Origin of the sequence: Bradyrhizobium sp. LjRoot220 (assembly GCF_964252915.1) — a bacterium.
Classification (GTDB): Bacteria; Pseudomonadota; Alphaproteobacteria; order Rhizobiales; family Xanthobacteraceae; genus Bradyrhizobium.
Genome location: NZ_CAXUPS020000007.1, coordinates 338,004 through 349,465, shown reverse-complemented (window position 1 = coordinate 349,465; position 11,462 = coordinate 338,004). Strand labels below are relative to the sequence as shown.

Genomic DNA, 11,462 nt, shown 5'->3' with positions numbered 1-11,462 from the left:
AATATTCCGGCGGAAGCAAAATCGACAAAGGTCACGGGAGCGGCTTCGACATGGAAAAAGGCATTTTTGACGGCCTCAAGGTTCTGGACTGCGCGAGTTTCATCGCAGCCCCCGCGGCCGCCACGGTGCTGTCGGATTTCGGCGCCGACGTGATCAAGATCGAGCCGCCCGTGACCGGCGATCCCTACCGCAACCTGCCGAATTTACCGGGCTATCCCCACAGTGAACATAATTTCGCGTGGATGCTGGAGGCCCGCAACAAGCGGAGCCTCGCGCTCGACCTGACGAAGCCGGAAGCGCAGGCGGTGCTGTACAAGCTGGTTGCCGAGGCCGACGTCTTCATCACCAACATGCCACCGCAGGTCCGCGCCAAGCTCGGCATCACCTGGGACCATCTGGCGCATCTCAACGACCGGCTGATCTATGCATCGTTCACCGGCTACGGCGAAAAGGGCGAGGAAGCCAACAAGCCCGGCTTCGATAGCAACGCCTATTGGGCGCGCTCGGGCCTGATGGACCTGGTCCGCGCCGACGAGAACACGACGCCGGCGCGTTCGATCGCCGGCATGGGCGATCACCCCTGCGCGATGGCGTTTTACGGCGCGATCGTGACCGCGCTGTTCAAGCGCGAAAAGACCGGCAAGGGCTCGCATGTCAGTTCCAACCTGATGGCCAACGGCGTCTGGGCAGCCTCGGTGCTGGCGCAGGCGAAACTGGTCGGGGCCAAATTCGGCGAGCGGCGGCCGCGCGAACGCGCGCTGAACGCGGTGACCAATCATTACCAGTGCAAGGACGGTCGCTGGCTGATCCTGTCGCTGCTCAACGAAGACCGGCAATGGCCGACACTGGCGCGCTGCCTCGGCCGCGAAGACCTAGTGAGCGACCCGCGTTTTGAAACCAAAAAGGAGCGCCACGCGCGCTCGCTGGAACTGATCAAGATTTTCGACGAAATCTTTGCCAGCAAGGATCTCGCCGAGTGGCGCAGGATTCTCGACGGCAACGGGCTGGTGTTCGGCGTCGTCGGCATCCTCGACGACATTCCAGGCGACAAGCAGATGATCGAGAACGAGGTGCTGGTGCCGTTCGAGAACGACACCATGATGACCATCAGCAGCCCGATCTGGGTCGACGGCAGCAAAAAAGTCCAGCCGCGCAAGCCGCCCGCCCTTGGCGAGCACAGCGACGAGATTTTGCGCAGCGCCGGCTATGATGAGGCTGCGATCAAGACGCTGCGCGCGTCCGGCGCGGTGGCGTAAGGCTGCGGAAGGATACCGGCATGCCCACCTACCGCCTGCATTACTTCCCGGAATCGGGAAACAGCTACAAGCTTGCGTTGATGCTGACGCTGTGCGGCCAGGCCTTTGAGCCGGTCTGGACGGATTTCGGCGGCGGTATCACGCGCACGGCGGAGTGGCGCCGAACCGTCAACGAGATGGGCGAAATTCCGGTGCTGGAAGAGGACGGCGTCCGTCTCACCCAGACCGCGCCGATCCTGCTAAAACTCGCGCGGCAATTCGGCAGATTCGGCGGCGAGACCGAACAAGAGCAGTTCGAGCTGCTGCGCTGGCTGTTCTGGGACAACCACAAGCTCACCGGCTATATGGCCTCGTACCGGTTCATGCGGACGTTCATCTCGTCAGGTGATCCCGCGGTGCTGAAATATCATCGCAAACGCCTCGACGATTTTCTGGGTATTCTGGAAACCCATCTGCAACGGAATGCGTTCGCGATCGGCGCGCGACCGAGCATCGCCGATATTTCCATGATGGCCTATCTGCATTATCCGAGCGACGAGACCGGCTATGATTTCGCGGTAAGCCACCCCGCCATCAGCGCCTGGCTCGGCCGCATGGCGGGCCTCCCCGGCTGGAAATCAGCCTACGATCTGCTGCCCGGCAAACGGCTGACGCATTACGCATAGTGGCGGGCGTTCGCACTGTCTTCCGTCATCCTGAGGTGCGCGCTCTTGCGCGCCTCGAAGGATGAGTATGGCCCGTGACCCATCCTTCGAGGCTCACCCAGCGGTGCAAATGCACCGCAAGGCTCGCACCTCAGGATGACGAACCCATCATGGCGATATCCTCCCTAGCGGTTAAGCCATGACGGGGCATCGCTACGCAGCGGCCGGCTACCGGCTTTGGACGAAGCACATGCCGATGCGCGTGGCCTTGCCGCTGACCTGACAGGCCAGCCCCTCGGCGCAGGTCCAGGCGCGGAAGCTCGCGTCGTTGCTGGCGGCCGGCTTGCCGGTAGCGTAGCAATGCGCGCCCCAGCCATCGCTATATTCGGTCCCGACCAGCTCCGTGCTGCCGCGCAATTGCGGACGGCTGGCAAAGCCGCGGGAATAATCCGGCGTCCTGCCATCCCGCACCGCCATGAGGATATCGCGGCGGCGAACCTGATCGCCGAAGAAGTGCGGCGAGGCCGGCACGACCGTTGAATTGGAGGGCTTAGCCGCCATCCAGTCGACACCCGGGAAGTGAAAGCCGCCGATGCCGCGCGTCTGGTGGCAGCCGGAACAGGTGACATCGTTGAGGCGGCGCTCGAAGCCGCCGGCCGAGCGGATGTTTTGCAGCTTAAAGCCATCAGCCGCGGCCTTCTTCAGCGCTGTGACCACGTCAGCTTCGCTGAACACTGATTTGCCACCCTCGCCCTGCATCAGGCCGAATTCCGGCTGCAGGCCGGAATTGCCAGATCCGGCCGGCGTCGCGGCGACGGCGCTGTTGGCCAGAAATCTTTCCGGGATCAGGATCGTACCCGAATCGAACTCGGCCAGATGCTTCGGCTCGAGCAGCCATGACTTGAACTCGCGCCCGAGCTTGTCGTCGGCCAGAAGACGATCACGATCGATCTGGTTCTCCATCGGCGCTTCCTGAAATTCCCGCAACCGCGCGTCATAGCGAAACACCTTCAACAGATAATCGGTGCGGAATTCGCGTACCGCCGATTTCCGCGCATGCGCGATCTGAAGGTTGGTCTCGATGCGATCGATGTTCCGATGGTCGATCAGGTCGAACGGACCGTCTTCGCCGAGCAGCTTCTGCGCGAGCGGCGCGCCGGTCAGCGACAATTCGCCCGCGGCAAGCCAGCGCCTTGCGATTTCGGAACAGGTGATGGGTTTGCCGTTACGATCGATCCCATCGCCGGCCTTCGCTTTGAGGATGAGAATCAGCGTCATCGGCAGGCGCGCCAGAATTGCCGTGTCTTGGGTTCCCGGCGTTTTCGTTCGCGTCAGCCGATAGATCAGCCGGATCTCGCCGCAACCGGCCTCGTCGAGATAGGCGCGGTCCATGCGGTTGACGATGCCCGCCAGCACGAAACGGGTGTCGGCAGCATCAAGCTGGATTCGGTCGAACAGTTGAAAGGCAAAGCCATCGCCAACACCGATGGTCTCGTTCGGCAGGCTGTTGTTATGCCGCGCAATGTAGCGATCGAACTCGGCGTCGATCGCCTGGCGGACTGGAACCATCGACGCGAGGGTGAACGACTGCGCGCTGGTGAGCGGGATATTCGCCGAGCGCTCCGGCCACAACATACGGCCGATGCCGAACCTGCCGCCATCGAGTTCGCGGAGCGCCAGCGGATCCGTTATCGCAGTTCCGCGCTCCAGCGCCGCGGCGGGTGCAGCGCGCGCAGGTAACGCGCCGCACAGCAGGGCGAATATGATGCCAAGAAATCGCAGCGCGGGGTTCATGTCCCCACTAACACCGCGCCAAGTCGCCTATTCAAGTAAAAAGGCGCTTCACATCACGGTGAAGCGCCCTTCTTCGGATGTCAGGAATCAGCGGGCGACGATCAGACCCTTGCTGGTCACGACCACCCATCTGCCATCCTGCTTGCGGATGGCATCGATGCGGCCGAGACCGGGGACGGGATCGCCGGCGTAGACTTCAAAAATGCCCTGGCGGCCTTCGATCAGCGCGCTGCCATTGGCGGCGTCACGCAGCACCCAGCCGTCCACGGTCGGCAACCGCGCCACTTCGGGCTTGGGCGCGGGCAGCGGAACGGCTGCGGCCGTTGCGGGCGGCGACACCGTCCCCGTGACGTCCCGCGCGGCGGCCGGCGTTGCGGCGGCGACCGGTGCGGGCGCGGGTGCGGCTTGCGCGCGGAGTTTTTCGACGGCCTCGCTGAGCTTGGCGAGCTTGGCGGCAGGCTCGGCCTGCGCCTTCTCGATCTTGTCGAGGCGGTCGCTGGTCTTGTTGAACTGGCTCACCCCGGTTTTGGAGGTATGCTCGACGCTGGCTTTCAGCGCGAGGATATCGGCATCGATCCGCGCCACGGAAGCTTCGAGCCGGGAGGCTTCGAGCGCGCCGTTGCTCGCGACCGCGGAGTTTCCGGCCATCACGTATCCAAGGCCCGCGGTTGCCAGCGCACCACCGAGCGCACCGGCCACCGTCGCCAGTGCCACCACAGCCGCCATCGCCGACATCCGGCGCTTGCCGGACGGGCCTTCAGCGGCCTCGGCTTCCGGCTTCGCATCGGCTTCGTCGCCGTTCCACGCGCGCTCACCGGGCGACATGATCAACAGCTTGCCGGGTATCCGCGGCGGTTCAGCTTTGGTCGGTTCGGGGTTGGCCGCTTCGGCCTTGTGAGCTTCGGCCTTGGGAGCCTCAACCTTGTGAGCTTCAGCCTTGGGAGCCTCAGCCTTGGGAGCCTCAACTCTCGACGTTTCGGCCTTGATCGCTTCCACTTCGGGCGCGTCCGGCTTGGGAGAAGTCTCTTCCTGATCGGGCGCCAACATCGTCGACTCGACCAGGGCCGGCGTCAACTGCTCGCTGGCCGCCGACATATCGGGAGCGGCCGGCCCGGTGCCGACGGTACCGGTTTCACCTTTGGTGGGCTCGGGCTGTTGTTCGCTCACGTTCAATTCTCCAGAATGGGTTGACCTTTTGGTAACTTTTATTGCTTGCGAAATCGTTACCGGGTTCCGCCTTACCGAAATTTAAGACGTTCATCCGGGCCTGTTTGCGGCTGCAACATGACGGCGGCGCGGCCGATGTTTCTGACCCCTCGCCATGCTGCCTTGCGGCAATCCCCGGCAGCTCGGTTTCCACCCGTTCATTTCCCGACTAACATGGCCTGACCGACCAGCCAGAAGGCAGGGGGCCGACCATGACCATCGAAAAATGCATCAACGAGTTTGGTGTGGATGACGTCATTTTTGAGGAAGGCTCGACCGGGCGTGAGCTGTTCGTCGTGCTCGACGGCCAGGTCGAGATCGCCAAGGTTAACGGCGCCAGCAAGACCGTCATCGTCACGCTCGGCAAGGGCGAGTTCTTCGGCGAGATGGCCGTGATCGACGGCTCGTCCCGCTCGGCGACGGCGATTGCCGCCGCGCCGCACACCCGCGTGATGCGGATCAATCACGCCCGCTTCGTCTACCTGGTCAGCCAGCAGCCGGCGTTTGCACTGATGATTATGGATGCGCTCAGCAAGCGGCTGCGCGCGTCGAACGCCGTCACCTTCCGCGCCGCGGCCAACTCATGAGCGAGCGCCGACCAAGCCCGTTCAAGACCCTGCTCGACAGCGACGTCTGCACGCTGATCGAAGCGGCCGAGAACGTCTACCAGATCCGCTTCAAGAACCGCGCAGCCAACGCCTATCTGGTGCGGGGCAGTTCGCGGACCATCCTGATCGATGTCGGCCTGTCGTCGAACTATCCGCATCTCGTAACCTGCATGCAGCACGTCGGGTGCCCGCCCGAGAAGATCGACATGGTGGTGCTGAGCCACGAGCATCTCGACCATATCGGCGCGGCCTGGCAATTCGCCGGCCGCAGCTTCATTGCCGCGCATCGGCTGGCTGCCAACAAGATCATGCTGCGCGACGATTTCTCGATGCTGCGCAAGATGTTCAACGAGCCAAATGTGCCGATCAATGTCGATATCTGGCTGGAGGAAGGCAATCTGCTCGACCTCGGCAATTTCCGCCTCAACGTGATGTACACGCCGGGACACACCTCGGCCTGCATCACGCTGTTCGAGCCGGACAAGGGCCTGTTGTTCGCCTCCGACACGCTGATGCCCGGCGGCGTGATGGGCGGCGTGTTCGGCTCCGGCAGCATCAGCGATTACATCCAGTCGCTTGAACGGCTGAAGGGTTTGAACTCGAAGATCCTGCTGTCCGGCCACGGCCGGCTGTCCGACACGCCGCAGGACGACGTGCGGATCGCGATCCAGCGCTCGCACGGATTATTGTCGGACACCGCGCAATTGTTCGACGCATTGGACGCGCGCTCGAATTTCGAGCCGATCATGCAGTCGGTGCGCGACCTCAACAAGCTGGATGACGGTTAGGGCGCTGCTGGCCTCATGGTTCGCACGGCGATGCGCAGCATCGTCCGGAGACGCGCGGCTTTGCCGCGCTCCTCACCATGAGGGTCTAGACCTCATCCTGAGGAGCGTCGCGAAGCGATGCGTCTCGAAGGATGCAGCCCCCGATCGCGTCCGACAGCGAGCGCCGCGATTCAGCCATTTGACAAAAATCATGGCGGCCTGTTCAACAGCAGCAACAATGACGCCTCCAAGAGGCACAGGGAGCGGGGCACCATGAAACTTTACGACTCGGTCGGACCGAATCCGCGCATCGTCCGGATGTTCATGGCGGAGAAGGGCATCGAGATGCCGAAACAGACGGTCGACCTGCGCAAGGGCGAAAACCGCGAGGCCGAGCATCTGAAGCGCAACCCGCACGGCCAGATGCCGGCGCTCGAACTCGACGACGGCAGCTACCTCTCCGAAATCATCGCGATCTGCGAATATCTCGAGGAGAAGAACCCGAGCCCGGCGATGATCGGAACGACACCGGAAGAGCGCGCCGAATGCCGGATGTGGACGCGCCGTGTCGATCTCAACATCTGCGAACATATGGGCAATGGTTTTCGCTTCGGCGAAGGCCTGAAGTTCTTCGAGAAGCGCATTCCCTGCGCGCCCGAAGCCTCGCCCGGCCTGAAGATGATCGCCGCCAACCGCCTGCAATGGCTCGACGGCCAGATGGCCGGCAAGGACTACATCTGCGGCAAGCGCTTCACGCTGGCCGATATCCTGCTCTATGGCTGGCTCGATTTCGCCGGCACGGTCGGCCAGCCGCTGGACCATGCCAATGCCAACATCGTGGCATGGATGGCGCGGGTTGCGGAGCGGCCTTCGGTGAAGGCGTAGACCCTTTCGTCATTCCGGGGCGATGCGAAGCATCGAACCTCAGATGCGCAATTGCGCATTGGGGAATCTCGAGATTCCCCGATGCGCAATTGCGCATCTGAGGTTCGCGCTGCGCGCGCCCCGGAATGACGACTCATATCACCACCGGACTATCCGGCAGTTCATTCGTCCCGCCACCCTGCCGCGGAAAATGCGTTGCCAGTTGCCGCGACACCGCCTCGATGCCCTTGACCACGCCGCGCTCGAAATTCCCCGCGCGAAACTCCGTTTCCATCTCGACGCAGATTTTTTCCCAGCCGGCAGTCCCGACATGGGCGTGGATGCCGCGGTCGGCGACGATCTCGACGTCGCGGTCGGCGAGCAGGAGGTAGATCAGCACGCCGTTGTTGTGCGCGGTGTCCCAGACCCGCAGTTGCGAGAAAACATCCAGCGCGCGTTCACGCGCCGGCTGGTTGCGGAACAGCGGCGCGCCGTCGAGCGCGCCCTCGACGACGAAGCGAACCTGGCCGGAATGCGTGGCCTCGCCCGCCTTGATCGCTGCCTCGATCGCGGCCAGCACCCTCGGCGGAAAGTCGCGCCGCTCCCGCCAGCGGTGCTGGAGCAGATGCCTGCCGATGCGTTTGATATCCATATCTACCAGCTCCCCGACGCGCCGCCGCCGCCGAAACTGCCGCCCCCGCCGCCGCTGTCGCTCGAGCCACTGCTGCTGCTCGAACCGCCACTGGACCATGAACCGCCGCTGCTGCCGCCGGACCAACTGCCGCTGCCCCCTGACGTCGACGACGTAATGGCGTCGCTGAACAGCACGAACAGCGCTGCGATCAGCCCCGCGAATATCGCCGCGACGATGGAGCCGAACAGGAACCATGCGATCAGCGTCACCACGCCACCGCCGACGGCGGCGCCGACCAGCCGCCCGAGCATCGTCCGCATCAATCCGCCGAACAAGAACACCGGAATCAGGAGAAACGGATTGAACAGGGCGTCGACGTCGAACAACCCGGTCTGTTGATGCCAATGCGGCGGCTCCGGCTCCGGCAGTTTCTCGCCATCGATGATCCGGATCATCTTGTTGACGCCGGCCGAAACGCCGCCGGCAAAATCACCGGACTTGAATTTCGGCGTGATCTCCTCGTCGATGATGCGCTTGGTGGTGGCGTCGGTCAGTGCGCCTTCGAGGCCATAGCCGACCTCGATTCGCAAGCGACGATCGTTCTTGACGATGACGAGCAACGCGCCGTCGTCGATCTTGTTGCGGCCGATCTTCCAGGCCTCCGCCACCCGGAGCGAGAATGGCTCGATCGCCTCGCCGTCCGTCGTCGGCACGATCAGCACCGCGATCTGGCTGCCTTTCCTCGCCTCGAAAGTCCTGATGGTCTGGTTCAGCGAGGCGATATCGCCGCTGCTCAGCGTCCCGGTCCGGTCGACCACCCGCCCGACCAGCGGCGGCACCGCGACGACGGCCAGGGCTGACGCAGCCCAGAACACGAGCAGCGCAAGAATGGAAACTCTTGCAGCGTTCATTGCGATTGGTCTTTTTGATCCGCTACTTTGCGGGCGCAGCCGGTGTCGGATTGAAATCCACCTTCGGCGCCTTCGAGATTTCCTTCTCGTTTTCGACCGAGAAGTTCGGCTTTTCCTTGTATCCGAACATCATCGCCGTCATGTTGTTCGGGAAGGTGCGGATGCCGACATTGTAGTCCTGCACCGACTTGATGTAGCGGTTGCGCGCCACCGTAATGCGGTTCTCGGTGCCTTCAAGCTGCGCCATCAAATCCTTAAACAGCGCATCGGATTTCAACTGCGGGTAGTTCTCGGTCACGACCAGTAGTCGAGATAGCGCGCTGGAGAGTTCACTCTGGGCGGCCGTGAATTTCTGAAACGCGGCAGGATCATTCAGCACCTCGGGCGTGGCCTGGATGCTGCCGACCTTGGCGCGGGCGTTGGTGACCCCGAGCAGCACGTCCTTTTCCTGCTGCGCGAAACCCTTCACCGAATTGACCAGGTTGGGCACCAGATCGGCGCGCCGCTGATACTGATTCACCACCTCCGACCAACCCGCCTTGACCTGTTCATCATTGCTCTGGATCGCGTTGTAGCCGCAATTGGTCAGGCTCAGCGTCGCCAGCGCCGCCAGCACGGTCCAAAATCTGCGCATCGTATTCTCCCGGTCTAATTTCGCGGCACGGTATCAGAATGGCATGCTTTGACACAGTCATTCCGGGTTAGCCCTTGCCTATCGTCAGCTGAAATAGTCACATGGCCGCATAATAATAATGGGAGGGTCCATGACCGCGTTCGAAACCATCGTCGTGGAGCGGCCGGAACCGCGCATCGCGCGGATCGTGATGAACCGGCCCGAGGCGCGCAATGCGCAGAACCTGCAGATGACCTACGACCTCAACGCCGCTTTCGATGCGGCCGTGCAGGATGACGCGGTCAAGGTCATCATTCTCGCCGGCGCCGGCCCGCATTTTTCCGCCGGGCATGATTTGCGCCCCGGCGCCAAAAACGAAGCCGGGGTCGATTTTCCGCCGGTCGGAAATTGGGGTGGCTTTGCCGAGCCCAACGCCCATGGCCGCTTTGCCCGCGAGCAGGAGATCTATCTGCAGATCACGCGGCGCTGGCGCAACCTGGCCAAGCCGACCATTGCCGAAGTGCACGGCAAGTGCATCGCCGGCGGGCTGATGCTGGCCTGGGCCTGCGACATGATCGTCGCCAGCGCTGATGCCGAGTTCTGCGATCCCGTGGTGACGATGGGAGTCTGCGGCGTCGAATGGTTCGTGCATCCCTGGGAGCTCGGCCCGCGCAAGGCCAAGGAATTGCTGTTCACGGCGGATGCCTGGAGCGCGGACGAGGCGCACCGGCTCGGCATGGTCAATCATGTGGTGCCCCGCGCCGAGCTTTCTTCCTTCGTGATGGCGCTGGCGCAGAGGATCGCGGCGAAGCCTGCCTTCGCGCTGAAGCTGACCAAGGAGGCCGTCAACCGCTCGGTCGACGTGATGGGACAGCCCGCGGCGATCGAGCAGGCATTCGCGCTGCATCAGCTCTGCCACGCGCATAATCTTCAGGAATTCGGAATGGTGGTGGATCCTGCGGGGCTGCATCCATCGGTGAGGAAAACGGCTGTGGTGAAGTAGATCAGATGGACCTTACATTGAGCGACGAGCAGCGGCTGCTGCGCGAGAGTGCCGAACGCTTTGTCAGCGAGACCTATACCGCCGACCATCGCCGCCGGTCGGCGAACGATCCGCTCGGCTTCAGCGCCAAAATCTGGAAGCAGTTTGCCGACCTCGGCTGGCTGGCGCTGCCGATTGCCGAGGAGCACGGCGGGCTTGGCGGCGGCGCGGTCGAGATTGGCATCCTGATGGAGGCGTTCGGGCGCGGGCTGGTTTCCGAACCCTATCTCTCCACCGTGGTGATCGGCGCGGCACTGATCGCCGAATGCGGCAGCGAGGCGCAGCAGCAGGCGCTGCTGCCTGCGATCGCCGACGGCTCGCTCTACCTCGCCTTCGCGCATTCGGAACGCGCGGCGCGTTTCGATCTGGCCGAGGTTGCGGCCACGGCCAGGAAGACGCCGGAGGGCTGGCGCCTCGATGGCAGCAAGACCGCGGTGCTCGACGGCAACGCGGCCGGACAGATCATCGTTTCCGCGCGGGTCGCGAACGATGATCGCGCGGCGGGGAAGCTTTGTCTGTTCCTGGTGCCGGCGGATGCGCCCGGTCTCACCAAGCGCGACTTCCCGCGGCTCGGCGGCGGCCGGGCCTGCAACCTCGAACTCAGGGATGTCAGTCTGCCAACCGATGCGCTGCTCGGCGACGTCAGCGATGCGCTGTCGGCGATCGAGGCGGTGGTCGACCGCGCGATGGCCGCGCTCGGCGCGGAAGCCGTCGGCATCATGCAGACGCTGCTGGATCAGACGCTCGAATACACCAAAATTCGAAAGCAGTTCGGCCGTCCCCTATCCGCCAATCAGGTGATCCGCCATCGGCTCGCCGACATGGCGATGAACTGCGACGAGGCCCGCTCGATGGCGCTGCGCGCCGCACTGATGCTCGACGCCGAACCGGTCGCGCGCGGCCGCGCCGCCTCGGGCGCCAAGGCCAAGATCGGTAAATGTGCCCGCTTCGTTGCCGAACAATCCGTGCAGCTGCACGGCGCGATGGGCGTCACCGAAGAGCTCGACATCGGCTCCTACTTCAAGCGGCTGCTCGCCTTCGACACCTTGTTCGGCGGCAGCGCCCATCATTATCGCCGTCACGCCGCACTCGGCGGCCGAACCGTATAAATCTAGCGGGAGCG

General features: G+C 63.5%; 12 protein-coding genes. 7 read left to right on the top strand and 5 right to left on the bottom strand.

Annotated features, from left to right (window positions below):
* Positions 1–50 precede the first annotated feature (50 nt).
* A complete protein-coding gene (locus ACSQ84_RS27340) occupies positions 51–1,256 on the top strand; it encodes a CaiB/BaiF CoA transferase family protein (protein WP_436214880.1) in 1,206 nt (401 codons plus the stop codon).
* A 20-nt stretch (positions 1,257–1,276) separates the two neighbouring features.
* Positions 1,277–1,921, top strand: a complete 645-nt coding sequence (locus ACSQ84_RS27335) for a glutathione S-transferase family protein (RefSeq protein WP_436214818.1) — start codon at positions 1,277–1,279, stop codon at positions 1,919–1,921.
* Positions 1,922–2,128: 207 nt separating this feature from the next.
* Here the strand turns inward: ACSQ84_RS27335 and ACSQ84_RS27330 are convergent, their stop codons facing one another.
* Positions 2,129–3,694 carry a hypothetical protein gene (locus tag ACSQ84_RS27330; protein ID WP_436214817.1) on the bottom strand — a complete coding sequence of 522 codons (1,566 nt, stop codon included), beginning with the start codon at positions 3,692–3,694 and terminating at the stop codon, positions 2,129–2,131.
* An 87-nt stretch (positions 3,695–3,781) separates the two neighbouring features.
* Positions 3,782–4,861: a hypothetical protein gene (locus ACSQ84_RS27325; protein WP_436214816.1), complete on the bottom strand. Its 1,080-nt coding sequence runs from the start codon at positions 4,859–4,861 to the stop codon at positions 3,782–3,784.
* Positions 4,862–5,112: 251 nt separating this feature from the next.
* Here ACSQ84_RS27325 and ACSQ84_RS27320 point away from each other — a divergent pair, with 251 nt between their 5' ends.
* From ACSQ84_RS27320 to ACSQ84_RS27310, 3 genes are all read left to right on the top strand, one after another.
* A complete protein-coding gene (locus tag ACSQ84_RS27320) occupies positions 5,113–5,487 on the top strand; it encodes a Crp/Fnr family transcriptional regulator (RefSeq protein ID WP_436214815.1) in 375 nt (124 codons plus the stop codon).
* Positions 5,484–6,296 (top strand): MBL fold metallo-hydrolase, encoded by an 813-nt coding sequence (locus ACSQ84_RS27315; protein WP_436214814.1) that lies wholly within the window; start codon positions 5,484–5,486, stop codon positions 6,294–6,296. The genes ACSQ84_RS27320 and ACSQ84_RS27315 overlap by 4 nt, the downstream gene beginning before the upstream one ends.
* A gap of 252 nt (positions 6,297–6,548) precedes the next feature.
* A complete protein-coding gene (locus ACSQ84_RS27310; RefSeq protein ID WP_436214813.1) occupies positions 6,549–7,160 on the top strand; it encodes a glutathione S-transferase family protein in 612 nt (203 codons plus the stop codon).
* A gap of 133 nt (positions 7,161–7,293) precedes the next feature.
* On the opposite strand, the gene ACSQ84_RS27305 is transcribed toward ACSQ84_RS27310, so the two are convergent.
* From ACSQ84_RS27305 to ACSQ84_RS27295, 3 genes are read right to left on the bottom strand one after another with little or no spacing between them, the layout of a single operon-like run.
* A complete protein-coding gene (locus ACSQ84_RS27305; RefSeq protein ID WP_436214812.1) occupies positions 7,294–7,791 on the bottom strand; it encodes a TPM domain-containing protein in 498 nt (165 codons plus the stop codon).
* 2 nt (positions 7,792–7,793) lie between these two features.
* On the bottom strand, positions 7,794–8,684 hold the full coding sequence (locus ACSQ84_RS27300; protein WP_436214811.1) for a TPM domain-containing protein: 891 nt from the start codon (positions 8,682–8,684) through the stop codon (positions 7,794–7,796).
* 22 nt (positions 8,685–8,706) lie between these two features.
* A complete protein-coding gene (locus tag ACSQ84_RS27295) occupies positions 8,707–9,318 on the bottom strand; it encodes a LemA family protein (RefSeq protein WP_436214810.1) in 612 nt (203 codons plus the stop codon).
* 130 nt (positions 9,319–9,448) lie between these two features.
* Between ACSQ84_RS27295 and ACSQ84_RS27290 the strand changes: the two genes are divergently transcribed.
* A complete protein-coding gene (locus tag ACSQ84_RS27290) occupies positions 9,449–10,300 on the top strand; it encodes an enoyl-CoA hydratase (protein WP_436214809.1) in 852 nt (283 codons plus the stop codon).
* Between the two features lie 5 nt (positions 10,301–10,305).
* Entirely contained in the window at positions 10,306–11,448 is a 1,143-nt protein-coding gene (locus ACSQ84_RS27285; RefSeq protein ID WP_436214808.1) for an acyl-CoA dehydrogenase family protein, read from the top strand.
* Positions 11,449–11,462 lie beyond the last annotated feature (14 nt).

What these genes read in the sequence shown, in the direction of transcription:
- ACSQ84_RS27310 (WP_436214813.1), top strand. Translation starts at nt 6,549, where the DNA reads ATGAAACTTTACGACTCGGTCGGACCGAATCCGCGCATCGTCCGGATG.
- ACSQ84_RS27295 (WP_436214810.1), bottom strand. Translation starts at nt 9,318, where the DNA reads ATGCGCAGATTTTGGACCGTGCTGGCGGCGCTGGCGACGCTGAGCCTG.
- ACSQ84_RS27300 (WP_436214811.1), bottom strand. Translation starts at nt 8,684, where the DNA reads ATGAACGCTGCAAGAGTTTCCATTCTTGCGCTGCTCGTGTTCTGGGCT.
- ACSQ84_RS27305 (WP_436214812.1), bottom strand. Translation starts at nt 7,791, where the DNA reads ATGGATATCAAACGCATCGGCAGGCATCTGCTCCAGCACCGCTGGCGG.
- ACSQ84_RS27290 (WP_436214809.1), top strand. Translation starts at nt 9,449, where the DNA reads ATGACCGCGTTCGAAACCATCGTCGTGGAGCGGCCGGAACCGCGCATC.
- ACSQ84_RS27285 (WP_436214808.1), top strand. Translation starts at nt 10,306, where the DNA reads ATGGACCTTACATTGAGCGACGAGCAGCGGCTGCTGCGCGAGAGTGCC.
- ACSQ84_RS27340 (WP_436214880.1), top strand. Translation starts at nt 51, where the DNA reads ATGGAAAAAGGCATTTTTGACGGCCTCAAGGTTCTGGACTGCGCGAGT.
- ACSQ84_RS27315 (WP_436214814.1), top strand. Translation starts at nt 5,484, where the DNA reads ATGAGCGAGCGCCGACCAAGCCCGTTCAAGACCCTGCTCGACAGCGAC.
- ACSQ84_RS27335 (WP_436214818.1), top strand. Translation starts at nt 1,277, where the DNA reads ATGCCCACCTACCGCCTGCATTACTTCCCGGAATCGGGAAACAGCTAC.
- ACSQ84_RS27330 (WP_436214817.1), bottom strand. Translation starts at nt 3,694, where the DNA reads ATGAACCCCGCGCTGCGATTTCTTGGCATCATATTCGCCCTGCTGTGC.
- ACSQ84_RS27320 (WP_436214815.1), top strand. Translation starts at nt 5,113, where the DNA reads ATGACCATCGAAAAATGCATCAACGAGTTTGGTGTGGATGACGTCATT.